This window comes from Protofrankia symbiont of Coriaria ruscifolia (assembly GCF_900634745.1).
Classification (GTDB): Bacteria; Actinomycetota; Actinomycetes; order Frankiales; family Frankiaceae; genus Protofrankia; species Protofrankia californiensis.
Window position 1 is genome coordinate 1 of sequence record NZ_CAAAFR010000188.1, and the last position, 25,066, is coordinate 25,066.

At 68.3% G+C, this 25,066-nt stretch carries 18 protein-coding genes, 1 tRNA gene and 2 pseudogenes; 16 read left to right on the forward strand and 5 right to left on the reverse strand.

Annotation, left to right across the window (positions count from 1 at the left end; all coding sequences use genetic code 11):
- Positions 1-999: hypothetical protein (locus CV1CTNOD_RS21740; protein WP_131787823.1), on the reverse strand; the 999-nt coding region annotated here is incomplete at its 3' end.
- 208 nt (positions 1,000-1,207) lie between these two features.
- On the opposite strand from CV1CTNOD_RS21740, the gene CV1CTNOD_RS21745 reads away from it, so the two are divergent.
- Positions 1,208-3,541, forward strand: coding sequence for a hypothetical protein (locus tag CV1CTNOD_RS21745; RefSeq protein ID WP_131787824.1), 2,334 nt, complete (start codon positions 1,208-1,210; stop codon positions 3,539-3,541).
- Between the two features lie 39 nt (positions 3,542-3,580).
- Here CV1CTNOD_RS21745 and hisS read toward each other — a convergent pair whose 3' ends face one another.
- Together hisS and CV1CTNOD_RS21755 are read right to left on the reverse strand one after the other, a co-directional pair.
- Positions 3,581-4,900 carry a histidine--tRNA ligase gene (gene hisS / locus CV1CTNOD_RS21750; protein ID WP_131787825.1) on the reverse strand — a complete coding sequence of 440 codons (1,320 nt, stop codon included), beginning with the start codon at positions 4,898-4,900 and terminating at the stop codon, positions 3,581-3,583.
- 348 nt (positions 4,901-5,248) lie between these two features.
- Positions 5,249-5,893, reverse strand: coding sequence for an adenylate kinase family protein (locus tag CV1CTNOD_RS21755; RefSeq protein WP_131768718.1), 645 nt, complete (start codon positions 5,891-5,893; stop codon positions 5,249-5,251).
- A 575-nt stretch (positions 5,894-6,468) separates the two neighbouring features.
- On the opposite strand from CV1CTNOD_RS21755, the gene CV1CTNOD_RS21760 reads away from it, so the two are divergent.
- From CV1CTNOD_RS21760 to CV1CTNOD_RS28000, 5 genes and pseudogenes are all read left to right on the forward strand, one after another.
- Positions 6,469-8,010: a hydantoinase B/oxoprolinase family protein gene (locus tag CV1CTNOD_RS21760; protein WP_131787826.1), complete on the forward strand. Its 1,542-nt coding sequence runs from the start codon at positions 6,469-6,471 to the stop codon at positions 8,008-8,010.
- A gap of 377 nt (positions 8,011-8,387) precedes the next feature.
- Positions 8,388-9,110, forward strand: coding sequence for an HD domain-containing protein (locus CV1CTNOD_RS21765; RefSeq protein WP_242606914.1), 723 nt, complete (start codon positions 8,388-8,390; stop codon positions 9,108-9,110).
- Positions 9,111-9,696: 586 nt separating this feature from the next.
- Positions 9,697-10,077 (forward strand): hypothetical protein, encoded by a 381-nt coding sequence (locus CV1CTNOD_RS21770; RefSeq protein WP_131787828.1) that lies wholly within the window; start codon positions 9,697-9,699, stop codon positions 10,075-10,077.
- Positions 10,077-13,676, forward strand: a complete 3,600-nt coding sequence (locus CV1CTNOD_RS21775) for an AAA domain-containing protein (protein WP_131787829.1) — start codon at positions 10,077-10,079, stop codon at positions 13,674-13,676. Before CV1CTNOD_RS21770 ends, CV1CTNOD_RS21775 begins: the two co-directional genes overlap by 1 nt.
- A gap of 632 nt (positions 13,677-14,308) precedes the next feature.
- Positions 14,309-14,929, forward strand: a pseudogene (locus CV1CTNOD_RS28000) (site-specific integrase); the annotation flags it as partial.
- Positions 14,930-14,948: 19 nt separating this feature from the next.
- Here the strand turns inward: CV1CTNOD_RS28000 and CV1CTNOD_RS28455 are convergent.
- Positions 14,949-15,143: pseudogene (locus tag CV1CTNOD_RS28455) on the reverse strand (IS256 family transposase); the annotation flags it as partial.
- Positions 15,144-15,439: 296 nt separating this feature from the next.
- Here CV1CTNOD_RS28455 and CV1CTNOD_RS27065 point away from each other — a divergent pair.
- From CV1CTNOD_RS27065 to CV1CTNOD_RS21835, 10 genes are all read left to right on the forward strand, one after another.
- Entirely contained in the window at positions 15,440-16,399 is a 960-nt protein-coding gene (locus CV1CTNOD_RS27065; protein WP_131787838.1) for a UTP--glucose-1-phosphate uridylyltransferase, read from the forward strand.
- A 58-nt stretch (positions 16,400-16,457) separates the two neighbouring features.
- Entirely contained in the window at positions 16,458-17,765 is a 1,308-nt protein-coding gene (gene glp / locus CV1CTNOD_RS21795; RefSeq protein ID WP_131787830.1) for a molybdotransferase-like divisome protein Glp, read from the forward strand.
- Positions 17,762-18,274: a cyclic pyranopterin monophosphate synthase MoaC gene (gene moaC / locus CV1CTNOD_RS21800; protein WP_131787831.1), complete on the forward strand. Its 513-nt coding sequence runs from the start codon at positions 17,762-17,764 to the stop codon at positions 18,272-18,274. The genes glp and moaC overlap by 4 nt, the downstream gene beginning before the upstream one ends.
- A gap of 77 nt (positions 18,275-18,351) precedes the next feature.
- Positions 18,352-19,020: a MogA/MoaB family molybdenum cofactor biosynthesis protein gene (locus CV1CTNOD_RS21805; protein ID WP_131787832.1), complete on the forward strand. Its 669-nt coding sequence runs from the start codon at positions 18,352-18,354 to the stop codon at positions 19,018-19,020.
- A complete protein-coding gene (locus CV1CTNOD_RS21810) occupies positions 19,017-19,649 on the forward strand; it encodes a GNAT family N-acetyltransferase (protein ID WP_131764651.1) in 633 nt (210 codons plus the stop codon). Before CV1CTNOD_RS21805 ends, CV1CTNOD_RS21810 begins: the two co-directional genes overlap by 4 nt.
- Positions 19,650-20,189: 540 nt before the next feature.
- Positions 20,190-21,521, forward strand: coding sequence for a hypothetical protein (locus CV1CTNOD_RS21815; RefSeq protein WP_131787833.1), 1,332 nt, complete (start codon positions 20,190-20,192; stop codon positions 21,519-21,521).
- Between the two features lie 268 nt (positions 21,522-21,789).
- The gene (locus CV1CTNOD_RS21820; RefSeq protein WP_131787834.1) at positions 21,790-22,323 is read left to right on the forward strand and encodes a hypothetical protein; all 534 of its coding nucleotides are present in this window, start codon (positions 21,790-21,792) and stop codon (positions 22,321-22,323) included.
- Between the two features lie 566 nt (positions 22,324-22,889).
- Entirely contained in the window at positions 22,890-23,543 is a 654-nt protein-coding gene (locus CV1CTNOD_RS21825; protein ID WP_131787835.1) for a hypothetical protein, read from the forward strand.
- A gap of 63 nt (positions 23,544-23,606) precedes the next feature.
- Positions 23,607-23,680, forward strand: a tRNA-Ala gene (locus CV1CTNOD_RS21830).
- Between the two features lie 442 nt (positions 23,681-24,122).
- Entirely contained in the window at positions 24,123-24,638 is a 516-nt protein-coding gene (locus CV1CTNOD_RS21835; protein ID WP_131787836.1) for a DinB family protein, read from the forward strand.
- A gap of 154 nt (positions 24,639-24,792) precedes the next feature.
- Here the strand turns inward: CV1CTNOD_RS21835 and CV1CTNOD_RS21840 are convergent, their stop codons facing one another.
- Positions 24,793-24,996 carry a helix-turn-helix domain-containing protein gene (locus CV1CTNOD_RS21840; RefSeq protein ID WP_131787837.1) on the reverse strand — a complete coding sequence of 68 codons (204 nt, stop codon included), beginning with the start codon at positions 24,994-24,996 and terminating at the stop codon, positions 24,793-24,795.
- Positions 24,997-25,066 lie beyond the last annotated feature (70 nt).

A 25,066-nucleotide genomic window follows, 5' to 3' on the forward strand; every position in this document is an offset into this window, starting at 1 on the left:
GCTGGGGTGGTAGCACGTCCGTCGGTGGCGCGCCCCGCCAGCCGCCTCGACGACCGCCTCGACGACCGCGAAGACCTCGTCGGGAGTCAGGGCGCTGCGGGAACCATCCGGATGCCGGGGCGCGCCACCGACGGACGTGCTACCACCCCAGCCGGGTTCACGGGCCCCGAGCGCGGCGAGGATCGTCCGGGGCTCGCTCGGCGGGCCGACCGGGAAGCGGTCGACGAGGTCGCTGCGCCGCCCGACCGTATAGGCGATGGAGGCGTCGGGAAGCCGCCGCCAGAGCACCGCGCGGGTATGCCCGGCCGCGTAGATCGGCTCGAATCCGTCGCCGTCGTTCGTGGCCATCACCCAGCCCGTGCCTGTGTGCGTGATGGTGAAGGTTGCCCTCCTACGGGCTGGTACGGCCTGCTCCTGGCTCGCCTCGGGTATTCGAATGATCATTTCGGCGATTGCCGACACACAGCAGGCGAGTATCCGTGCCGGATCGTGTGTCGAGAGGAGTCGACGCGGCAGCGGGACGCTCGCGGCGAACTCGGCGAGCAGCGCCGGGTCCGCGACCGGGTAGGCGGGCCCGTGCGCGTCCCGTGCGCCGACCGTCTCCACCAGCGCCCGGGTGCGGGGCGCGTGCGCGGATCCGGGCGCCACCCATTCGGGATGCGCCAACAACGCGACCGCCAGCGCGGTGTCACCGTCTATGTCGTTGACGTAGACGGTGTAGGGCACCGGGTCGAGGCCGAGCAGCAGCGCGTCGAGTACCTGCCGGCACGTCGCCGACGTGACCAGCCGTACGCAGTCGCCGTGATGGTCGAAGCTGAGGCGCCGGCCCTCGAGATCGAGCCGCGGCCCCTGCACCATTCCGTCCAGCGCGATGCTGTATGTCGGCAGCTCGTCCAGGTCCACGACGCGGCCTGGCGTGACGACCACCCGCAGCGCACCGATCGTGGCGACCGACTCGCCGAACTGATGGTGCGTGCCGCTGGTCGTGCCGCTGTTCATCGGTCTGCTGCCCTCCGATCAGGCGCCGCCCCGGTGGCGGCCGCCGACACCACCCCTGACGGATGCCGGCAACATCGTGAGCGCCACCCGACCGGCGGCCACGAGCCGCTCTGACGTCATCCTTGCCGGGGAACGACATCCACGGCCGGTCGGGTCGTCCGTCAGAAGCGCATGGGCACCGACCAACAACCGCGGAGGGTGATACGCGATGGCCACCAGCGACCAGCCGTGCACGGATACCGGTCACGTTCTTGTCCGCATGCTCGGAGCCGCGGATCTCGGCACACGCTCCGGTCGGGCGTTTACCGAGAAATGTGCCGAGCTGGAGAGCGCCGATCCGGCACAGGCCGCCCGTCTGCTCACGACCAGTGCGGATCCGCGATGGGAGGTGCCCCTTGCGGTGGCGTTCGGCCCGGGCGCGCCGCGGTACGACCGGGTCGTTCTCGTTGTCACCAGAGCACAGGCCGGTCCGGTTTCGGACGGGGATTTCACCCATCCCCTCGGTGCGGTGCTCAAACAGCGGCTGGAAGGCGACGGCCTGTACGGCGTCAGCTTCGAACCGGGTGCCGTCGAGCTGCTGGAGGTGGGCGCCCCCCACATCCGCGGGGTCCGCGCGGCAGTTCGCGACCGGTTGATGGCGATGTACCCGGGTGACACGGCACCCGCGGTCGACATCCCCTTCGGGGGAGGTGCGACCAACGGCCTGATCGGGCTTGTGGTCGGCGCGCTCGAAGCCGGTACGAAACCGCAGCTTATCGTTCCTCTTACCGGCGGTGGCGCGGAACGGATCCGGCTCAGCCAACAGCTACCCACCGAGAACGCCGACCGGTGGCTCGTGCGGCACCGGTTCTATTCACCGATGGTCAGGCGTGATTCCGACAACGAGAAGTTCTGGCAGAGCCGCCTGGACCGGCAGGTACTCGCGACCGAGACCGTAGGCGGCGCAGCGTCGGACCTGGCCCGGGTGCTCCTCGAACGGATCGAGCGGTGCGAGGCGGTCGATGGTTTTCTGTTCCGCTCGTGGCTGGAAGCCCACGTGCGAGATCTCGCAGCTCGGGACAATGCCAGGACCACGGACGCCGGACTGCGCGCAAGCCTGGACGATCTGGTCAACAGACGTTTCGTGCAGCCCAGGCGATGGACGCCCGCGGAGGTCGACAGGCTGCTGAAGGAGCGGCGCAGGGGAGGGTTCCCCGCCGCCGCGCTCACCGTGCTGGTCGATCCACAGATCGCGAAGGCTGAGCACGCGGCCAACGACCTTGCGCACGGCAAGGCGCCCGATGGCGCGGGCACCCGGGCCATTCGCCGGTTCCTGAAGCGTCGGCGTGATCTGCCCCTCGTCGATGAGGAGGTCGAGGAGCTCGGCTATGCGCGGTGGCCCTATCTCGGTGACCGGCGGGCGCTGATCCTCGTCGCGATGGGTACGGACCCGGTCGAGGGTGACGATCCACCGGCGCCGCGCCTGGACGCGCTCATCGACCAGGCGCGGCGGGACGACGTCGAACCGGTGATCCGGATCGTCGTCTCCGACAGGACCGAACCTGTTGGCCGGCTGTGGGAGGCCAAGGCCCGGGCTCAGGACGTCGACTGCCGGGTTTTGCTGGAATGCGGCACCGATTTCGACGATCTCGGCGGCATCCGATCGGACGTCTGGGGCGAACTCGATACCGAAGGCGATCTCGACACGGTCGGTGAGGTCCGCATCGCCGTGGGCCCGGGGCCGAAGCCGCAGGGTCTTGCGCTTCTGCTGGCCGGCATGAAATGGGCGCTATGGGCTGCCTGTCCGGTCCGCCTGGTGGAGCTGCGGCAGGCGATGCGGAACTCCGTGGCGGCCCTGGACGACACGATTGTGGACGTCGACCGGGACGCGGTTCTCAATCATGTCGCCGGTGACGCCGAGCTCGCCGAGGTCGCGGTTTCCGCGCTTGAGTACCTGGACGTCAGTACCGCGGCGGCACTGCTCGACCGGGGGTCGCCCCGGCTGTGTCCGCTCGCGGACCGGGCGAGAAGGCTTTCGCTCGTTCCGGCGCGCGGGGCGCAACCGGCTCGTGCCGGTGCGGGAAGCGGAACCGACCGGGACTGGCTGGAATCCATCGGGCTTTTCGACCACGAGCACGCGCCGCTGCTCCTGCTGCGGGCCCGGCTACGGCTGGTGGAGACGCTCGCCGCCAACGATCCGTGGGGTTGCGCGGTGCGCGCCGCGGTCCTCTGCGAAGGGACGCTGGGCAAGCGCGGTGATCACGGGTGGTACACCTTGTGTGATCCGAAAAAGTCGCAGCACGTCCCCGCGGCCACCAGGCTCGCGGGTTACCGCAACGCCAGCCCGGCTGCGCACGGTAAGGAAAAGGCCGTACGGGTGAGGGTGACTCCCGTTCTCCCGTCCGCGAAGGATCTACGTGACTGCCTGCGGGGTCTGCGCGCCGGCCTCAGCCGTCACGTGACAGTCGACGGCACGGGACTGCCTGACACCTGGGACACCGTGCTCGTCGACGAACTCGAACAGCTCAAGAAGGAGATCCGGGCATTCATCGTTTCTTCCTGACGCTGTCTGCCCGGACCTTTGTCAGGGGCGGTGCCTTTGTCAGGGGCGGTGCCAGGTTTGCGGGTCGGCGGTGACCTGCTCGCCGCTGGCCATGTTCTTGACCTCGTGCGGCTTGCCGTCCTCGAACGGCGGGAACCAGACGAACGGAATTCCCTTGCGCGAAGCGTAACGGATCTGTTTTCCCAGCTTGTCGGCCTCGTGGTAGACCTCGACGTTGTAGCCACGGCTACGCAGGTGTGCGGCCGTGGCCCTCGCCTCGGCCCGCCGGACGTCGCTGGGGAGCACCACCAGGACGTCACTGGGGCAGCTGGCGGCGGTTTCCAGGCGTCCTTCCGCCACGAGCTTGGCGAAGATCCGGGTGAGCCCGATGGATATTCCGACGCCGGGGAGATGGCGGCGGATGAACGACCCGGCGAGGTCGGCGTAACGGCCGCCCGAGCAGATGCTGCCGTAGTCCGGCCAGTCGACGAACTTTCCCTCGTAGACGGTGCCGGTGTAGTAGTCCAGGCCGCGGGCGATGGACAGATCCGCCACGACGCTGCCGGCGGGTAGGTCGGAGAGTTCGTCCAGAACGAACGACAGTTCGTCCAGACCCTCGTTCAGCAGGTCGGAGGTGACGCCGAGACGGCGGGTGTCATCGGCGACACCGGCGTCGCTTCCACGGATGTGGGCGAGGTCCAGGCAGGCTCTGATCTGTTCGGGTGTGAGCCTGAGCGTGGTGGCGAGCAGTTTCTCGACACCGGCCGTGCCCACCTTGTCTATTTTGTCCACGATCCGGATGACGCCGAGCGGGTCGTCGATGCCGAGCCCGGTGTAGAAGCCCTGCAGCACCTTCCGGTTGTTGATATTGATCGACCATGCGGGGATGCCAAGGCCGGTGAGGATTTCGTGAATGACCCGGGGGAGTTCGGCGTCGAAGTACAGGGGGACGCGGTCGATGTTGATGACATCGATGTCGCACTGGGTGAACTCGCGGTAGCGACCTTCCTGGGGGCGTTCACCGCGCCAGACCCGCTGCACCTGATAGCGCTTGAACGGGAAGGCCAGGTCGTTGAAGTGCTGTGCGACGTACCGGGCGAACGGCACGGTGAGGTCGAAGTGCAGGCCGAGCCGGGCGTCGCCGTCGTCGGACGCCTCGGCCTGCAGCCGGCGCAGGGTATAGACCTCCTGCGAGGTCTCTCCCTTCGCGAGCAGCACGTCGAGAGCCTCGACGGACGGGGTCTCGATCGAGCAGAAGCCGTAGCGTTCGAACGCCCGGCGGATCTCGTCGAGCCAGTGCAGCTCGACCAGCCGGATCTCGGGCAGCCACTCGGGGAATCCGCTGACCGGTGCGGGCCGGACGAGCTGCTCGTTGCTCATCGCGGATTTTTCTCCTCTCGAGGGACTACATAACGTCATATAACAAATACGCCGAGATGCCATGCGTGCCTCTCGGTCGGGTAGGTCGGGAGGCGCCTGAATCCGACATGACCCACCGGCCGTACCGTATCCCGTGCGCCACGATGTCGGGACGGACGTCGTGGCGCACCGCGACAGCGGGATCCGCCACACACCCTCCGCGCCGGCACAGCTTCGCGGCCCTTGACCCCCTTGACCCTCTCGGCCCTGGGCCCTCGGTCTTGCCGACATCTCCGGGACCTCATGGCCGTGCAAGGAAAAACATGATCGAATTTCTGCTGGCCGGTGAGCGTCCCCGGGGCCTCCGATCTAGGACAGCTTGGGCAGGTCGAAGTGCTCGCGGATCTCGGCCTGGACGTCGGCGGCCGGATGCCGGGCGTCGATGACCGCCACGTACTCCTTGCGTTGGAAGATTTCCATCACCGGCCTGGTCTTGTCATGATATTCGCGGAGGCGGACTTCGAGCGCTTCGGGATTGTCGTCCGAACGGGTCAGCAGCTGACCGCCGCAGACATCGCAGGTGTCCTCCACCCGGGGGCGACTGGCGATGAGGTTGTAGTCCAGCCCGCATCGTGAGCACAGGCGTCTTGCCAGCACCCTCCGGTAGACCTCCTCGTCCGGCAGATCCAGATATATCACTCCGTCGATGTCGTAGCTCTCCAGGAAGAACTCGGCCTGCCTGGCGTTACGGGGGAAACCGTCGATGATGAAGCCGTAGTTCCAGTCGTGGCTGGCAAGCCGATCACGGACCACCGACTCGACCAGGTCGTCGCCGACCAGGTGACCGCTGGCAACGATGCGTTTGACCTGGGCGCCCAGTTTGGTATGACTCTGCACGTTCCAGCGGAAGATGTCACCCACGCTGATATGGACGAGATCGAGGTCGTCGGCGAGCATTTTCGCCTGCGTGCCCTTCCCGCTGCCCTGCACGCCCATGATGACGAACTTGCGCATACTCACCTCCGGCTACCGAGAATTCCCCACCGCATGCCGTGCCGTCCGTCGGCCTCCGGGCCGGCGCTGTACCGGTCATCCCCCATCCAGGTATCGGGCCCCATCCTGGTATCGGTCGACCCGCCCCGCCTCAGTTGACAGCGCGGTGACCGGGTAGCCGGGTCCGGGTGTCCACGGGCGGACGCATGCAGGCGTGTTCCCCCTGCGCCGAAAGTCGTATCGTCCGGGTTCCTGATGCGGTCAACGAAACGCTGTTCCTGTTCCTTGCCGCTCGGTGACGGCCGAGCACTGACCGGGATGATGCCCGACCGTACCAGCGCCTGTTCCAGTCGGGGGACACGTCCACGGGAAATCCTTGTACTCGTCATCGGAACAGAAAACCATGACTTTTTGGTGCCCGTCGGTTGCACGGATTCGGGCGAAGAACAATATTTTGTCGGCTATTTTACCGACTACTGGCGAATATCATGCATACCGGTCGGCGGGTCGTGGTCACGTGGGTCGGTGCCGGGTGGACCGTCGGTACGACCAGCCGATTCGTGACAGCTGGTGAGAGAACGGGAGAGGATGACCGGATGGACCCGGTGACGCTGTCGGTGCTGGCGAGCGGACTCGCCGGGATCGCCGAGGAGATGGGGACGCTGCTGGTCCGCAGTGCCTACTCGTCCAACATCAAGGAACGCCGCGACTGCTCGGCCGCCCTTTTCGACCGGGCCGGCCGGATGGTCGCTCAGGCCGCACACGTCCCCGTGCACCTCGGCGCCATGTACGAGTCGGTGCGGGCGGTGACCGCACGCGGTGCCCTGCCCGGGGAGGTGTGGGTGCTAAACGATCCGTTCGCCGGCGGGAACCACCTGCCCGACGTCACACTCGTGTCACCGCTGGCAGCGGACGGTGAGATCATCGCCTTTGCCGCGACCCGAGCACACCACTCGGACATGGGTGGCATGCGCCCCGGGTCGATGCCGGCCGACTCACGGGAGATCTACGCCGAAGGGCTCATCATCCCGCCGGTGCGGCTGGTCACCGGCGGTGAATGGCGCGACGACATCCTCGAACTGATCTGCGCGAACTCCCGGACCCCGGAGCTACGCCGCGGCGACCTGCGTGCCCAGGTCGCGGCGAACCGGCTGGCCGGCACCCGGCTGGCCGAACTGATCGAGCGCCGGGGTCTGGCCATCGTGCTGGAGGCGTTCACCGAGGTGCTGGCCTATGGCGAGCGGCGGTCCCGGGCGATGATCGCGGGGCTGCCGGACGGCCGTTACACCGCCGCCGGCGAGGTCGAGGGCGACGGCGTGAGCGACGACGACGTCCCGATCCGGGTGACGGTGACGATCGACGGCGACGCGCTGACAGTCGACTTCGCGGGCACGTCGCCGGCGGTGCCCGGCAACGTGAACTGCCCGCGGGCCGTCACCCGGTCGGCCTGCTGCTTCGCGTTGCGGGTGCTGCTGCCCGACGACGTCCCGGCGAACGACGGTACCTACGCCCCGTTGGAGGTGGTGACGCAGCCGGGGTCGCTGGTGGACGCACGCCGGCCGTCAGCCGTGGTCGCCGGGAACGTCGAGACGTCCCAGCGGATCGCCGACACGGTGCTGGCCGCGTTGTCCCAAGCCGTCGCGGCTGGCGCCGACCCGGTCCTGCCAGCCCAGGGACAGGGCACGATGAACAATCTGATCATTGGCGGCCGTGGGTGGACATACTACGAAACGCTCGCCGGCGGCCAGGGCGCGTCCTCGCGTGGGCCGGGGCCGTCCGGCGTGCACGTAGGTATGACCAACACCCTGAACACCCCGATCGAGGCGCTGGAACTGGAGTACCCGATGCGGGTCGAACGCTACGAACTCGACGCGACCACGTCCGGGGCCGGTCGGCATTCTGGCGGCGCGGGGGTGGTGCGGTCGATCCGGGTCTTGGAGGCCGCGACCCTGTCGGTACTCACCGATCGCCGTCGGCACGCTCCGCAGGGCGCTGCCGGTGGTGGGCCGGGTGCTGTGGGCCGCAACGAGGTGGACGGCGTACGACTGGCGCCCAAGGCGAGTCTGGATCTGGCGGTCGGCGCGGTCGTCACGATCCGCACCCCCGGTGGTGGTGGCTGGGGCCGGCCCGGCGCCTGAGGACCCCCGCCGGACGCGGCGGCTGTTGTGGCTGCTACGGCGTTCTTCGGCGCCGGTGTCATCGGATCGGGGATGACCCGTGCCGTCGACGGTCGTGGTCGCCGACGCCCTTGCGGTTATCGGACGTGTATCGGACGCACGTATGTTCGATCAGGGTGACACTGTGGCCGCGATGCCAGTATGATCCGTTTTGGTTTCGATGCTGTGTCGATGTTGTACTAATGTTATTTTTGCAATCTTTTGTTGGTTGACTTGATTATTTCCGGGGCGTAGAGGCGGGAACGTGCCGATGGTCAAGCCGAGGCCCGTCCACGGGCACGGTGAGTCACGGTCGCTGAAGCATCGCGGGTTGCGCTCGTGATCCTCGGGGAGGGCGTGTGGACACGGTGGTGCTGTCGTCGCTGGCGCGGTCGTTCGACGCCGCCCTGCTGTCGGCGGGCGCACGGGCGGATGCCGCCCAGCGGGCGTCCGTATTTGAAGACCTTGCCTCCCGCTACTGCGAACCCGGCCGCTTCTACCACACGTTCCGTCATGTGAGCGAGACGTTGGCCGCGGTGCGGCTGCTCGTCACAGCCGACTGGGACCGGCACCGGGATCATGATTGTGATCGGGAAGGCGGTCGGGACCGGCCGGGCGAGCAGACCGACCCGATGTCAGCGGTTTCGGCCTGCAAACTCGCGGTCTTCTTCCACGACGCGGTCTACGACACGCAGACGAACGACAACGAGGCCCGATCCGGAGAACTGGCGATTGCCACGCTGACCGCCCTGGGTTGCTCACGGTCGGTGGCCGCCGACGTTGACCGGCTGGTGCGGGCGACCGCGACACACCTGTCCGCCGGACCGGACGAAGCCGTGGTCAACGACGCGGACCTGCGGGTACTGGCCCGTCCGGCGCCCGCGTACGACGTCTACGCCCGCAGGGTGCGGCGGGAATATGCCTGGGTCTCCCACGAGCGCTGGGTCTCCGGCCGGGCGGCCGTGCTATGTGCGTTGCTCGAACACCGCGTCTATGCCACGCCGTGGGCATCCCGTCACTGGGAGCCGATGGCTCGTGCCAACCTGCGCCGGGAGTTAGCCGGCCTGCGGTGCATGCGGTAGAAACAACCGGCAATCGCCATCGATAGATCCCGCATCACCCGCTTCTCCCGTCCCGATCAACTGTCGTCGCAGTCCATTCGCTACCCCCGCCGGACGGCAATCGACAACTCCGTAACTGATCAAGAATATCGTACATATCCGATATCTCGGCCCACTGGACGTGTTCTGGGCGACGCTGCTCTAGCAGGTGGGGTCCGGGTCGTCGGGGGCAGCATGCTTCCGCATCCGGGTTGGGCGGCTGATGATGCTGGCAGACGTTTGCCAGGCGACCCTTTCAGACATCCCCAGCGGAACCGCGTCCACAGCGGGCCGGCTCGGCAGGTGGCTGGCACCGGTGAGCAGCCACACGTAGGTCAACAGCTGAGGTGTCGTACACCGGCGGGAACGGCGAAGAGGCCAGCCGCATCAAGCAGCCGTCACCGGGGCCGACGTGCGAGGCCCGGTCCGCCATCGGTCGGCTGTAGAGCAGATATCTCTCAGCTATCGCCGATGGCCTTGGCCAGGCCGTCATCCGATAGCCGACAGACACACCTCCACACATTGCACGTTCCGTATCCTATTCACCACCGATGACAGGGGAGGCTGAGTGTCGTACGTCCGCGTCCAGATCGATTTCACGCTGCTGGCCGATGACGACGAGTTCGTCCTCGACCAGCTGACAGAGGAGCTGGCGGACGACTTCCGCGAGGTCGGCGAGGTGGAGCGCATTCCGCGGCCGGCCTCCGGCCCGGACAGCAAGGGCGTCGCCGAGTTGGTGCTGGGTGCGGTGATCGTGCTGGCAGGCGTCGACCCCGGCTACGTGCAGGCTCTGGTCGACGTGGTCGTGGCGTTCCTGCAGCGCAACACCGGCCGCCGCGTCCACCTGCGGGTCGGTGACATCGAGCTGACCATCGACCGGGCCAATCCCGGCGAGACCGCCGAACTGATCAGGACGGTGCAGACCGCAATCGAAGGGGCTCGCCGCTGATGGGCCGGCACGCGCTGTTGCTGGGCACGGTCACCTGCCATGCCGACCGCCAGCTCCAGCCGCTTCCATCGGTACGCTCGGACGTGGCGCAGTTCAAAGCGTTGCTGGATGGCAGCGGCGAGTTCGACACCGTACGTGATGAACTGGACCTCCCGGCCATGCACCTGCGCCAGATTGTCGAGGATTTCTACGGGGCACGCCGTAACGGTGACCTGGCGTTGCTCTATTACTCCGGCCACGGCGTGCTGCACGACGACCAGCAATCGTTGTTTCTGGCCGCGGCGGACACCATCGCCGGTCAGCTGCACACGACCGCCTTCGACACTGACGGCACCCTGCGGCATCTGCTCAATAGCACCAAGGCCAGCCAGAAGGTGGTCCTGCTCGATTGCTGTTTTTCTGGCGCGTTCACGGCGCGGCACCGCTTCCGCGGTGGGTTACGCGAAGAACCGCGCCGCGGCAAGCGCGAGCGCGGCACCTTCATTCTGAGTTCCAGCACACACATGAAGGCGTCGAAGGCGCAGGGCTCGGACCGGCCGTCGGTCTTCACCGAGGTACTCCTCGACGGTCTGCGCGGCGCGGCCGAGGGGACGGCGGACGACGGCTGGATCACCACGAACGATCTTTCCCGGTACGCCCTGACCGAGATGGCCCGGCGTCGGCAGCACACCCCGGTCGAGTCGAGCGAGGGTGTCACCGAGCCGATCCGACTGGTCGCGGTGTCGGGCTCCGAGGCCGCCGCCCGGCAGGCCGCGACCACCATGGCGTCCCCTGCCGACGACGCGCCGTTCGACGCCGACCAGTGGCGTCGCCTGTTCACGTACTACATCAACTGCATGCGGCGGTCGACCGTCCTGCAGTCCTTCATCGACCCCCAGCAGGCCAGTACGTACATCACGGCCCCGCGCGGCTCCGAGGCTATCTTTACGGCCACCGCACCGGTCCAGCTACGGGGCCGGGCGTCCGTGCTGACCGCGCGGGCCCGCAGCGAAGGGAAGGAGCTGCAGTACGGCTATCCGATCGTCGCCGTCCGGCCCGGTAGGCGGAAGCCGGTGCGGCTGGCCCCACTGCTGGTCTGCGACGTGACCGTTGGCACGGACGACGTCCTCCACGCCTCCTTCCCGCCCCGGCCCAGCCCAGCACTGATCGACCTGCGGCAACTCTCCGAGGTGGAGGCTGACGAACTGCTGCAACGTGTCGAGCAGGTCTTCGTACCCGGCGATCGTGCCGCCCTTGCCGCTACCGTCGACCTGCTGATGAAAACCTTCGACCTAACCCCGGTGGTCGATCTCGACCCGGCAGCGCTGTCCGACACGGTTCGGTCCGCGCCGCTCGACGGAGTGCAGAACGCCGCCCTGCTCTACACCGTTGACGCGGCCGATTCCCCGCAGCGGCAGCTCGTCGACGATCTACAGGGTATGACCAAAAATCCGAAGCTCATAGAGCGGACCGCGTTGGGAGCGTTGGCGGTGCGCCCGCCGGAATCAACGCCAACGTCGGTTGTTCCAGTGGCGTTGAGCCCGGTCAACGAGGCGCAGGAAGAGATCATCCAGGCGGCCATGTCGCAGACGCTGACGGTCGCGCAGGGACCACCGGGCACCGGTAAGAGCCAGCTGGTCACCGCGCTGCTGGCCACCGCCACGGCCACAGGGCAGAGCGTGCTGATCGGCTCCACCAGCAACCAGGCTGTCGACTCGGTGGTTGACCGGGTCAGCGAGCTGATCGGCCCCGGCCTGCTGGTGCGCACCGGCAACAAGGAACACCGGTCACAGGAACCGAAACACCTCTCCGACGTACTCACGGCTTATCCACCGGTCGAGCACCGTGCGGCACCGGACGACCGTACGCCACTGCATGATCTGCGGCTGCTGGCCGACGAGGCAGGCGACTTGCGACGAGCTCTGGACGAGCGGCGCCTGCTCGAACGAGACCTGGCCGACCTGGCAGCCGAGCGCCGCTCCGACCCGGCCGGCGCGGTCGCTCTACCGGACGACGACGCGGCCCTGATGCGGCTCGTCCACCTGACCGATCGGGCGCTGGCCAGCCGGTGGTTCGGCTGGTGGTACCGGCGGCAGCTGCGGCCCTGTGGCGTCGCTGACCGTGACGCCATCGAGTCGCTCGCTGAGCAGGCCGTCGTCGAGCTGCGCTGGCGGGAACGCCGGCAGCGCCTCGCCGAACTGCCCGACACCGAGACAACCTGGCGGCGGCTGGTCCAGCTGGTCGGCAGCGAGCGGCCCGCGCGCAGCAGCGAGCTGCTGCGCGCGCAGATCGCCCGCCGCGTGGCTACGGGCGCGCGGCTCCTCCAGGAACGGGCCGACGAGATGGCCAAGCCGCAGTCGGACAGCTGGGCATACTTCCCCGAGTTGCTGCGAGTGCTGCCCGGCTGGGGGGTCACCGCACTGTCCGCGCGGCGGTTGCGCAGAAACCCCGCGATGTACGACCTGGTGGTGATCGACGAGGCCGCGCAGTGCACCGTGCCGGCGATCCTGCCCATGCTCTACCGCGCCAAGCGCGCACTGATCATCGGCGACCCGCGCCAGCTCCCGCCGGTCGTCGACCTGCCCGAGACCGACGACATCGTCGAACAGGCGAAAGCCGGCCTGGGTCGCGCCTGGCTCACCAGCCACCGGCTGGTGTACTCACGCCACTCGGCCTATGACGCGTTCGCCGCAACGGCCGGGGCGATCCATCTGCTCGACGAGCACTACCGGTGCCACCCGGACATCGTTGATGTCCCGAACCGCGAGGTGTATCAGGGCCGGCTCACCGTACTGACCGATCCGGCGCGGCTGGCTGCCCCGGCCGATCCGGCGGTGCGGTGGCGGGACGTAGCGGGAACGTTCAGCTACGGCCCCACCGGATCCGGCCGGAACGACGTCGAGATCGCCCAGGTCGTGGCCGAGGTGACACACCTGCGGGAAACATACCCCCACGCCTCGATCGGGGTGGTCACACCGCTCGCCGCGCATCAGCGCGGTTTGGACGCGGCCCTGCGCCGCGCCGGCCTCGCTGACAATCTGCTGTGCGCGACCATCCACAAGTTCCAGGGCAGCGAACGGGACATCATGATCATTTCGCCGGTCGGGGCGCACGGCATCCGCGACCGTACCCGGGACTGGCTGGTCCACCAGACGAACCTGTGGAACGTCGCCATCACCCGCGCCCGGTCACATCTCGTCGTGGTCGGCGACCGGTCCTGGTGGTCGGGTCAGGGCGGCCTGCTCCGAACCCTGGCCGTCGGCCGGGATCCGGCCGCCACGGCGCCGGACGCCACGCCAGGACCCGCTGACCGGCTGCACCTCGCGCTTCGGGCGACCGGCTTCACGGTGCAGCGGGACGTTCCCCTGTCAGGGCACACTGTCGACTTGGTCATGCACGGGGCCAGCGGGGAGGCGGCCGTCGTCGTGGACGACCCGGCCGGCGACCCCGACGGCCGCGCACTGCGCAAGGTGCTCGCGCGCCTTGACATCCTCGGCGACCGTGCGTCGGTGCATCGGGTGCCGGCGTGGCGCTGCCTGACCGAACCGGAGCAGGTGGCGGAAGAATTATCGGAGCACCTGCACCGGCGGAACGAAACCACGCCGGTCACCCTGCGGTGACGACATCCTGAGAGCAGCCCCGTGATGTTGCGACATGCCATTTACCGTCCCGTCGTGTTATCTCAGCTGGCCAAAGCGATCCGCAACCTTGATCAGTCTTTCTCTGTCCCGTCACGGGTTGGCTCGATCCGATCTGTTCGGCAGCACCATGGCGGCACCGGAGACGTCGATGACCACCGAAAAACGTAACGGTAAGTAGCGCTATGTTCAGGAGCAGCGGGGAGATCGCTCCCCCTAATGCGCAGCGCTGGGTTATGCGCAGCGTTCACCTGTCGGGCCTGGTGGGGGCTTGGTCGGGGGTGGAGCGCTGCGCATAACGCGCGGACGATTCTGATCAGCGGTTCGGCATGGTGCCGGGCCTGCATGATCGGAGGTCGGCTGTAATGGTCGCTTTATCCGCTTTGGTGTCGAGTCTGGACGCGGAGTTGCAGCGTCTGGGCTACAAGGACTCGACGATGGTCTGGTACCGGGGCTGCTGGCGCCGCCTGGAGAGGTATTTCTCGGCCCGTGGCATCGGGGAGTTCTCCCTGGACGTGGCGATGGCGTGGGTCGACGAGGCGTGCGGCTTCTTCGCCAAGGAGCGCGCGGGCACGCTCAAGCAGACGGATGTCTATCTGTTCAGGGTCGCGCAGATGCTGGGCGAGTACGCGCTGCACGGGGCGGTGCTGCGCCGCTACTCCCGGTCCATCGACAAGCTGACCGGGGACGGCGCCGTGGCCATAGCCCGGTTCCAGGCGTCGCTGCGGGCCGCCGGGCGCTCCGCCTCGACGGTGCGGGCGTACGTGACGTTGGCCGGGGAGTTCGTCGGCTTCGTGGCTGCCCGCGGTGGGCTGTCCCGTCTCGACGCCGGGGTCCTCGACGTGTTCGTCGCCACGCTGGCGGGATACCAGGTCAAGACCGTCGAGCAGAAGATGTGCGCGGTGCGGTCGTTCCTGCGGTTCGCCGACGTCGACTGGCCGGGCAACCGGCTCAGTGTGGTGCAGGCCAAGACCGGCCAAAGGGTGCAGTTACCGCTGCTCGAGGAGGTCGGCTGGGCGGTGATCGACTACCTCCGCCACGGTCGGCCGGTCTGCGATGCCCCGCAGGTGTTCGTGCGGCACCTCGCCCCGATCGGCCCGTTCTCCGAAGGGGACCATCTGCATCAGATCCTGGTCAAGCACGCCCGGGTGGCGCATGTGGCGGTGAGCGAGCAACGCCGCCACGGCATGCACTCGCTGCGACACACGCTCGCGACCAGGTCGGCAGGCGTCCCGCTGCCCTACATTCGCGACATTCTCGGGCACGTCGACCTGTCCACCACCGACATCTACGCACTGGACCGTACCCGGCGCCACAGACACCGTCGACCTCGGCGTTCATCAACGCCTCCGCGACCGCCTTCACCATCGAACCCAACAGATCCGGACTCGCCGCCACCAGCTCCTTGCCGAACCCCTCAGCGTCGGTCACAGTCGGACGCACGACCATCGCGTTTCCTCCTCCTCCTCGAGTTCTTGCCTGTTCTCGAAAAGAATCACGCGGTGGTCGCTTCACGTCACGGACCGCCACTCCGGCGAGTCGCTAGACGATCACACCCTGTACGCCACGTCCGTGGACTCCACTGCATCTCGACAGGGGGAGCATCTCGGACGGTCGAAGGGGGCGGACCGGGCCTGCCGGTTCGGTCCTATCGGCCGTCCGACGTGCCGATCTTGCCTGTCGTGGGCTGGGGCCTGTGCCACGCCGCGCTGAGCCCGGCGCCGGTTACGGCTATGGTTTCGCCCATGTCAGTAAAGAAGGCGGTGATTCCGGCTGCGGGCCTTGGCACCCGGTTCCTGCCGGCGACCAAGTCCCTGCCCAAGGAGATGCTGCCGGTCGTCGACCGACCGGCCATCGAGTATGTGGTGGAGGAGGCTTCTCGCGCCGGTCTGCGAGACGTCCTTCTTGTTACGAGTCGTACCAAGAAGGCGATAGAGGACCATTTCGACCGGGAGGTCGAACTCGAGGCTGCCCTGGAACGCAAGGGTGACACGACCCGGCTGGAACGAATCCGCGCGTCGGCCGCGCTTGCCGAGGTGCATTCGGTCCGGCAGCAGGCGCCGCGGGGGCTCGGCCATGCCGTGTTGTGCGCGGCCGGGCACGTGGGCGACGAGCCCTTCGCGGTTCTGCTCGGCGACGACCTGATCGACGAACGCGATCCGCTGCTGGTGGAGATGCTCGCCGTACAGGAGCGCTTCGGCGGTAGCGTCGTCGGCCTCATGGAGGTACCCGAAGATCTTGTCTCGCTGTACGGGGTGGCGACGGTCGACTCGGCGACGGTCGACTCGGCGGCTGTCGGGTCGGCGGCCGCGGGGTCGGCGGGGGAGCGTTACCAGACCGTCCGCATACGGGATCTTGTGGAGAAGCCCCCGGTCGACGAGGCGCCCAGCAATCTTGCGATCATCGGCCGGTACGTCCTGTCGCCGTCGATTTTCGACGTACTGAGGCGGACGCCGCCCGGCCGTGGTAACGAGATCCAGCTCACCGATGCCTTGCGGACGCTGGCTCACCTCGGCGACGACGCCGGCGAGCCCGTCCACGGGGTGGTCTTCACCGGGCGCCGGTACGACACCGGTGACCGGGTGGACTACCTCAAGGCCGTGATCCGGCTCGCGTGCGAGCGGCCGGACATCGGCGCGGAGCTGTACCCGTGGTTGGAGGAGTACGTCTCCTCCGGAGGCCCCAAGGCCGAGCCCGGCCTGTGACAGTCATGGTGGGTGGCGAGCCCGGCGGCGTGGAGGCGATCGGTGTGAGGCGATCGACGTGAAGTCGGTGGACGCGCACATCGCCGACATCCTCGCCGCTGTCAGCCCGTTATCCCCACGGCTGCTGCCACTCGGGTCCGCTCACGGCTGCGTACTCGCCGCGGACCTGCACGCGGGTGTCGCCCTTCCCGGGTTCGACAACTCGGCCATGGACGGCTATGCCCTGCACGCCGCGGACGTCGCCGGCGCCAGCCCCGACCACCCGGTGACCCTGCCGGTCACCGGGGACATCCCGGCCGCGCCGGGTACACCGGCGCCGGTGGAGCGCGGTACCGCCGCCCGGATCATGACGGGGGCGCCGTTCCCGCCCGGCGCCGACACCGTCGTCCAGGTCGAATGGACCGACGGCCGGATGGACCAGGTCACGGTGGTGCGCGCACCCGCGCCCGGTCAGAACATCCGGCGGGCCGGCGAGGACGTGGCCGCCGGCGATCTGGTCCTGCCCGCCGGACGGTTGCTCGGCGCGGCCCAGATCGGCCTGCTCGCGGCGCTGAACGTGGCAGCACCGACCGTCCATCCACGTCCCCGGGTGGCGGTCCTCTCGACCGGCAGCGAGCTGATCGAGGTCGGTGGGACGCTCGGCCCCGGGCAGATCGTCGACTCCAACAGCCATGCGGTGGCGGCGGCGGCGCGGGAGGCGGGCGCGGAGGTCCGGCGGTTTGCCGGCGTTCCCGACTCCCCGGATGCGTTCGCCGCGTTGCTGACTGATGTCCTCGCCGACGCCGACGCGGTGATCACCACCGGTGGGGTGAGCGTGGGCGCCTTCGACGTGGTGAAGCAGGTCCTCGCCGCCACGGGGGAGGTCCGCTTCGAGCGCCTCGCCATGCGGCCCGGGATGCCGCAGGGGTTCGGGGTGCTCGGCGGTGTGCCGGTGTTCACGCTGCCCGGTAACCCGGTCAGCGCCCTGGTGTCGTTCGAGCTGTTCGTCCGGCCGGCGTTGCGGTGGATGCGGGGGCTTGCGTCCGTGCACCGTCCGACGCTGGTCGTCACGACGGCCCAGGAGCTGCGGGCGTCCCCGGGCCGGCGTTCGTACTTGCGGGTCCGGCTTACCGGCGCCGGCGACGGACGGCCGCCCGTGGCACATCTCGCCGGCGGTCAGGGTGCCCACCAGATGTCGGCCCTGGCGGTCGCGGACGCGCTGGTGATCGTCCCGGAGGGCGGTGCCGACGTGCCGGCCGGTCGGGAGCTGACCGCGCTGCTGCTCGGCGACGAGACGGTGGCGAGCCAGGCCGGCGGCGCGGTGCCGGCGGACCAGATCGGCGATGTGCCGCCGGCTGACCGGGCCCGGACGGAGGCGGGTGCGTGACCGAGCCGAAGCTGACCCACGTGGACGCCACCGGCGCCGCGCGGATGGTCGACGTCTCCGCCAAGGACGTGACCACGCGGACGGCGACGGCCCGCGGCTGCCTGCGGGTGACCCCTGCCGTCATCGATCTGCTCCGCGGCGCCGGCATGCCCAAGGGGGATGCTCTCGGGGTGGCCAGGGTGGCGGGCATCATGGGCGCCAAGCGCACGTCCGAGCTCATCCCGCTGTGCCATCCGATCGCGCTGTCGGGGGTCCGGGTCGACGTCGACGTTCACGATCATGGAATTGAGATCACCGCGACCACCCGGACGACGGACCGCACCGGCGTGGAGATGGAGGCGTTGACCGCGGTCGCGGTGGCGGGGCTCGCATTGCACGACATGGTCAAGGCGGTCGATCCGACCGCGATGCTCACCGACGTCCGGCTGCTCGCGAAGACCGGTGGACGTTCGGGTGACTGGCAGCGCCACGCGGCTCCCGCCTCGACGGACACGGGAGCGTCACGGTGAGCCATGTACCGACGACACCAGTCGGGTCGCCGGGAGTACCCACCGGGTCGCCAGGAGTATCCGGTGGATCACCAGGCATGCCGGACGGATCGCCGGGCGTGCCGGTTGGAGCCCGCGCCCGGGTGATCACTGTTTCGGACCGTGTGTACGCCGGCGGGTACACCGACAGTTCCGGGCCGCTGGCCGCCGGGGCGCTCGGCCGGATCGGATTCGTCGTCGACGACGTGGCCGTCGTCCCGGACGAGTCCGACGCGATCGTGACCGCGCTGGAGGCGGCGGTGAGCGCTGGGGTCCATCTGGTCGTCACCACTGGCGGTACCGGCCTCGCGCCCAGGGACGTCACGCCGGAGGCGACTCGGCTGGTGATCGACCGCGAGGTGCCCGGACTTGCCGAGGCTCTGCGGGCGGCCGGCCGGGCGAAGGTCCCGACAGCGGTTCTCTCCCGCGGGATCGCCGGCGTGCGGGGCGGGACGCTGGTGGTGAACCTGCCGGGCTCCACCGGTGGCGTCGCCGACGGCGTGACCGTGCTTGCCGGAGTGGTCGGGCACGCCGTCGCGCAGATAAGGGGCGGCGGGGATCACGGTCGCACCGACTTCCGCGACGACGATCACGATCATGTCGGTCCTCCCGGTCAGGTCATCGCCGATCGCGCTCACGGTGGCGGCGCGCACAGCGGAGGCGCTGGTGGCGCGCACGGTACTGATGGCGCGGAGGATGCCGGCCGAGGGCCGAGGAAGATGGGATGAAGGCACCTGGGTGGCCGGTGAGTCTTACGGACGGGCCGGTGGGCGTGCGTCCTCTGCGGCTGCGCGAGGCCGTCACCTGGGTCGATCTTCGGGTGCGTAACGGTGACTGGCTCGCGCCGTGGGAGGCGACGCCGAAGGCGCTGCCCGTCACCGAGGATGCGTGGGCGCAGCGTCAGACCATCGGGGTGTACACCCAGATGGTGCGGCGGCTGCGCCGGCATGCGCGTCTTGGCCAGGCTCTGCCATTCGCCGTGACGTTCGAGGGGCGACTGGTAGGGCAGATCACTGTCTCCACGATCGTCCGTGGCGCACTGAACAGTGGCCATGTCGGCTATTGGGTTGACCGTATGTATGCCGGCCGCGGGATAACCCCCACCGCATTGGCGCTGGTGGTGGATCACTCTTTCACCGCCGTGGCGCTCCACCGGGTGGAGGCGCACGTCCGTCCGGAGAACACCGCGAGCCGGCGGGTGGTGGAAAAGCTGGGGTTCCGAGAGGAGGGGTTCCACCGGCGCTATCTGGCGATCGGTGGGGCTTACCGGGACCACATCAGCTACGCCCTCACCGTGGAGGACGCCCCGGAAGGGTTGCTGAACCGCTGGCACAGCGTCCGTGCTCCACATAGATGAGATCAACTGCGCTCACTCCGTCTTAACGGAGAGTAGTCAAACATCTACTTTTAGATGTGATGCCGGCCACATGCTGGGACTGTTGTCATGGTTTGTCTGTCCGTTAAGATCCTTTTGTGATGCAGGAGTCGCTGTTTCGTGATGTTGATCGGTCCGGCTGGTTTTTTTCTACGTCGATTCAGTTACTAAGCGTGAACGTGATGTGGATCGTGATGCTGCGACACGCGCTCTTCGGGTCGGTGACCGGACGGTATTCCCTCACTAGCGTTCCTCAAAGCGCCTGGGGATAGGGGTGCCGCAAGCTGGACGTCCCTATCCTCTCGGCGGTGCGAACGCCCCATGATCGAGCCGCCGGAGCCCCTCGTATTTCGGCGCGGTCGACATACGAGGTCCGGGCTCGCCAATGTCATCTTCGATATCCGAGTCGGCAGGAAGGCCACTGTCCATGGTCAACTCGCCTGTGCGGCAGTCTGCGCCGCCTGAGGCTCGTACGGGCGGTTCGCGGTTCGCGGTTCGGTGCCGCCTTCCAAACACGCGGTCATGAGCGCGCTCATCTGGCTCGCGATCGTCGCGGTCTGGGGGTTCGTGCTTATCCCGATGTGGGTGAGGCATCATGACAGCACGCTGGAACAGCGATCGGCGGAACGTTTCACTACGGCGATGCGAGTCCTGTCACGCCGAGGGGCGTCGCGGCTGGACAGGGAGTTCGCGATGCGACCGGTTGCTTCTTCTGGCCCGGGTGAAGGCGAGCCGATCCTCCGGACGTCCGGGCTGACCCGCCCCCCCACGTCGGCGGAGACGGTGCACGGGTCCGGCAAGACCGCCACCGCCGGCGGCGGGTGGCATGGTGTTCCCGTGGCTCGTCCCCCGGTTCCCACGGCCCGTCCGCCAGCCGCCAGTGGCACGAACGCCGACCGGCGGGCCCTGATCCGGCTACGCCGGCGGCGACTGTTCGTCCTGCTGGCCGCGGTTCCGGTAACCGCGCTGCTCGCCGGGCTATTGGGAGGAGTGTGGCTCCTCGTCCAGGGACTGGCGGACGCGAGCCTTGTCGGCTATGCGGTGCAGCTGCGCAGGGTGGCTCAGGCCGATCGGCGGGTGCGTGCCTCCCGCTTCGCGCTGGACCGGCGGATCGCTGCCGAGCGGGCCGTTCGGTACGGCCATCGGGCATCCGGCCCCGGTGTTGGCGCCGTCGGCGGTGTGGCCGGGCCCTGGGCGTCCGGTAGCGAACCGTTCCGGCTGTCCGACCCGGCCGCGGTTCATCGTGGCGCGGACGCCGGCCGGGACGACGCCGCAGACGACCTCGCGGTGGCGAACGCGCAGACGGTGGACCTTTCGCAGATCGCCGCCGCTGCCGCGACCCGGGCCGCGGCAGCCGGCGGCAGCCCGCAGGGACGCGTCCCCGAGGGCACCGTCGTCGACGGTGTGACTGCTGACAGCCCGGCCGACGATCAGGCCACGGATGATCCCGCTCGGCGCCGGACAGCCACCGCGCGATCCTCTACGGTAGGCGCCACCAGCGACTCCGGGTATGCACATGTCGGTCTCGACGACGTCGAGTTCGTCGCCGAAGACATCGTCGAGGACTTTGTCGCCGATACCGACAGCGACGGGTTTACCGACCCCGGTGGGGCCGACGACGAGCGGGATCCCGGCCAGGCGCCCGGGTCGGCGGGCGGTTCCCGCCCGGCTGCCCGGGCGGGAACCCGCCCGAACACGTCCAGGCCGGGGAGGGTGCAGGTCAACCCGCCGGGGACGCACGGTGGTCTCACCGCGGGTCCGGCGCCGGTATCCGGCTCGCAGCAGCCCATGTCGGGAAGCGAGGATCCGGACGAGGTCGACGAGTTGCTGCGCCGGCACGCGGTCGGAAGCTGACTGTCGATCTCGCGGCCTCCCACCAGGTGCTGAGGGCCTGCTGAGGGCCTGCTGAGGGCCTACGGTGGGCCTGCGGAGGGCCTGCCGCTGGTCCAACGCTGGGCCAGTATGTGCTGCCCCGCTCAGGCCGTCACGAGGACGCCCTTGTCCGGGGCGCCCTCGTGACGGCCGTGAGGTTGCTGCTATCGGTGGTTGCGCGATCCGTGGACGCCCTCGTGCCGTGCATCCGCCGGACACATGGAAAAATTGGGACCATGACAGGTTGTCGATGATCGCCGTCTTCGGCGGGGTGCAGATCGACAGCCGTGATACCGACCCGCCGCGGTTTCGCGCGCGTGACGTTCCCGACGTCGAACGTCGAGCCGCCGATGCGCTTGACGTGCTGCGTCCACGGCTACTGGTCGGTGCGGCGGCGTCCGGGGCCGATCTGGTGGTGCTGGCAGCCGCGCGGTCGAAGGGGTTTGCCATACGAGTGGTGTTGCCCTTCGATGTGCGTACGTTCAAGCGAACGTCGGTCGAGGACCGCGAGCCGCAGTGGTGCCTCCGGTATGACCAGCTGATCGGCTCGCTGAAACCGGACGAGCTGGAGATTCTCGACGAGGTCCAGGACGCCGGGGTCTACCACCGGACGAACACGCGCCTGCTTGAGCGCGCGGCGCAGCTGCGGCGCACCCCTGACGAGGAGATCGTCGCGCTGGTGCTGCGTCCGGTCGTTTCACATCGGGCGTCAGTGACCGACGACCTTGTCGACAAGGCCAGGCAGGCGGGCCTGCGGGTCATGGAGGTGTCAACCCTCGGCTGAGGCTCACGCGGCTGAGGCTCACGCGCGCATGGTCCGGCGGCCAAGCAGCCGGATACCCGCCGGGCAAGTCGGACCTCCGCCGGGCAAGTCGGACGCTTGCCGGGCAAGTCAGACGGTCGGTAGGAGCAGCTGTCAAGCTGTGCCGGACCGTCGTAGATCATATGGACTGGAGTCGGGGTGTGCTGTGCATAATAGCTTCGTGACCATGTGCGCGCCGCGGCTTCCCGAGCTGATTGCCGGGATTGTCACGCGCACGAACACGGGATGCTGTTGTCCGCGCCCTCGCGTGCGCTGACGTCCGCTTTCTCGTTCTGACGTCCCTGACCGCGTTTGTGTCACCGGTCATGCGCGCGAGGGCTCATTAGTCGGAGAAGTCCAGTCGGTTTCGGGAAGGTCTGCTCACTCAGGCCATAATGGCCTGATCCGATCTCTATGGTCGTCCTTGCCCGATGTGCTCCAGCATACGACGCGGTTGCTGTGAGCCGGGCCTGCCGGCATCACGGACGTCTCCCGGTTACTTGTTCCGCCGCCTGTCATCGCCAACGTGAGCGCAAAGGGGCGTCACAGTGAGTTATGGCCATCGCGGTCAGCGGTACGGGATGTCCGGCGATCCCGGTCCCCGGGAGCCGACGTTCGAGGAGTGGACTGCGAGCCTGCGGGCCGCGGGATTCCAGTTGTGCCCTCGTAGCTGCGCCGTACCGGTGGAACTGCGCGGACTGCGTCCGGACGGGTTCGGGTTCCATCTGCGGTGTCGCGGAGTGCGGGTGAAGCTGTCGCTGTTCCGCCCCGGGCGTGCGATGTGGCAGCTTCCGTTCTGGGATCCGCAGTGGGTCCCGGAGGAGGGCCTGTCGCTCTGGGCGAACTATCCGATGGACCACCCCTCGCTCGGACACCGGCCCTTCGGGCATCCGGCTCCCTCCGGCCTGAATACGGACGATGGTACATGCACCGGAAATCCAATGAATAACAGCCATATTCCCGACAGCATCCGTATGGTGTTCGACCATGGGGAGGCGCCGGATCACCAGGTTGTCTTCGACGGCGGGCAGGAATGCGGCTGGCGTGGCCACGAGGCGGGACTCCTACGGCCCGCGGCTGCGGCAACGTTCTTCGCCCGGCTGATGCGCGAGGCGGACCCGGCTACCGATCTCGGCTCGGCCTTGTTGGTGCCCAGGGCACGGGTGGGTGAGCCGCTCCCGATGCAGGCCGCGGTGGAGTAGAAGCTGCTCAGCAGGGGCCGTCCACCACACCCGTCCGGTCTGCTGTAAGCTTCAAGAGCTCCAGGGGGTGTAGCTCAGCCTGGTAGAGCGCCTCCCTCGCACGGAGGAGGCCAGGGGTTCGAGTCCCCTCACCTCCACACGTACCAGCAGGTCAAGGCTCTGATCAAAATATTTTGATCAGAGCATTTGATCGTTTGTCCGTCATTCGTCCGTTGGACTGGACGCCAGGTAGCGGCATCCTTCATCACCAGCTGGTTGTGACCCTCACCACAGGGCACGCTACGCGGGTGTCCGCAGTTCGGATGAGATCGGCACTTGGACGGACGTGAGGCCAGCGGTAGCCGTCCTGATGGTTCCGTAAGCGCCGGTATCGGCCAGGATGGCGTCAGCGGAACGCCACACCGCGGGCTGCAAAGCACCTGTCCTCAGGTGGAGACGTCGACGGGGCTGTCGGTGATTTGATCGCTGCGGTTGGCGTCCGGCGTGGCCTCGTCGCGGCCAGGTTCTGATGACGAGGACGCGCGCGCCAAGGTTGATCACTCCCGGGTCGCGTTTCCAGGGCGCGCTACGGTGTCCGGTATGCAGCCGCCACCGCCACGCCAGCCAGTGCTGCGGGTCATGCAGGCCAGCACCGCCGGCGAGCGCGAAACCCTTGAGGCGTTCCTTGACTTCTACCGGGACGTGCTCGTCCACAAGGTGCGTGGTGTCAGCGATCAGGATGCCGGGCGCCGGCTGCTGCCCTCGCTCACCACGCTCACCGGCCTGGTCAAACACCTGACCGTGGTGGAGCGGAACTGGTTTCACCGGCTGGTCGACAGCCCTGACGCGCCGCCAGCCGAGGAGGAGGGCGTGAGCTGGGTGCTCGTAGCGACCGACGCGCTTGACGCGGTGCTGGCGGGCTACGACCGCGCGTGCGCGCTGTCCCGAGAGGTCGCGGCCGGGTTCACGCTCGACGACGTGGTCCCGCATCCTGAGCTGGGCCGGGTGTCCCTGCGCTGGATCTACATTCATATGCTCGAGGAGACGGCCAGGCACGCCGGGCACGCCGATATCGTGCGCGAGCTGACCGACGGGGCGACCGGTGTGCTTGGGTGACGGGCGGCCGCGTCCCCTCGTTCAATCTTTTACGGATGTTTCTCGGCTTCGTATCCCTGCCATGTGACACGGCCGGAATTCGGCTGGTGCGTGGACGAGAGCGCGGCTGGGTGCGCGAGGTTGTGGATGGCGACGGGCCGCAGGCTTTACGAATTCAGTGCGTGGTGTCGAGAGTGCGGAGGAGGTCGCTGGTGTGGACGCGGTAGAGGCGGCCGATGCGGTGGACGGGGCAGGGGAAGTCGCCGCGGCGGGCGAGTTCGTAGGCGAGGGTGCGGCCGAGGCCGAAGGCGCGGGCGGCGGTCATGAGGTCGACGACGGCGGGGAGCTGGCGGATGTCGTCGAGGGTGAGTGGCTGCATGGCGGGTTCCTTTGCGGCGGGTCAGAGCGTCGGTCCGGCAGACGGCGGGGTCTCGGCGGTGGGGGTGGCG

Coding starts and splice junctions, on each gene's coding strand:
- CV1CTNOD_RS27065 (WP_131787838.1), top strand. CDS start 15,440: ATGTCAGTAAAGAAGGCGGTGATTCCGGCTGCGGGCCTTGGCACCCGG.
- CV1CTNOD_RS21820 (WP_131787834.1), top strand. CDS start 21,790: ATGATCGCCGTCTTCGGCGGGGTGCAGATCGACAGCCGTGATACCGAC.
- CV1CTNOD_RS21810 (WP_131764651.1), top strand. CDS start 19,017: ATGAAGGCACCTGGGTGGCCGGTGAGTCTTACGGACGGGCCGGTGGGC.
- CV1CTNOD_RS21835 (WP_131787836.1), top strand. CDS start 24,123: ATGCAGCCGCCACCGCCACGCCAGCCAGTGCTGCGGGTCATGCAGGCC.
- hisS (WP_131787825.1), bottom strand. CDS start 4,900: ATGAGCAACGAGCAGCTCGTCCGGCCCGCACCGGTCAGCGGATTCCCC.
- CV1CTNOD_RS21745 (WP_131787824.1), top strand. CDS start 1,208: ATGGCCACCAGCGACCAGCCGTGCACGGATACCGGTCACGTTCTTGTC.
- CV1CTNOD_RS21760 (WP_131787826.1), top strand. CDS start 6,469: ATGGACCCGGTGACGCTGTCGGTGCTGGCGAGCGGACTCGCCGGGATC.
- CV1CTNOD_RS21815 (WP_131787833.1), top strand. CDS start 20,190: ATGAGCGCGCTCATCTGGCTCGCGATCGTCGCGGTCTGGGGGTTCGTG.
- CV1CTNOD_RS21805 (WP_131787832.1), top strand. CDS start 18,352: ATGCCGGACGGATCGCCGGGCGTGCCGGTTGGAGCCCGCGCCCGGGTG.
- CV1CTNOD_RS21840 (WP_131787837.1), bottom strand. CDS start 24,996: ATGCAGCCACTCACCCTCGACGACATCCGCCAGCTCCCCGCCGTCGTC.
- CV1CTNOD_RS21755 (WP_131768718.1), bottom strand. CDS start 5,893: ATGCGCAAGTTCGTCATCATGGGCGTGCAGGGCAGCGGGAAGGGCACG.
- CV1CTNOD_RS21775 (WP_131787829.1), top strand. CDS start 10,077: ATGGGCCGGCACGCGCTGTTGCTGGGCACGGTCACCTGCCATGCCGAC.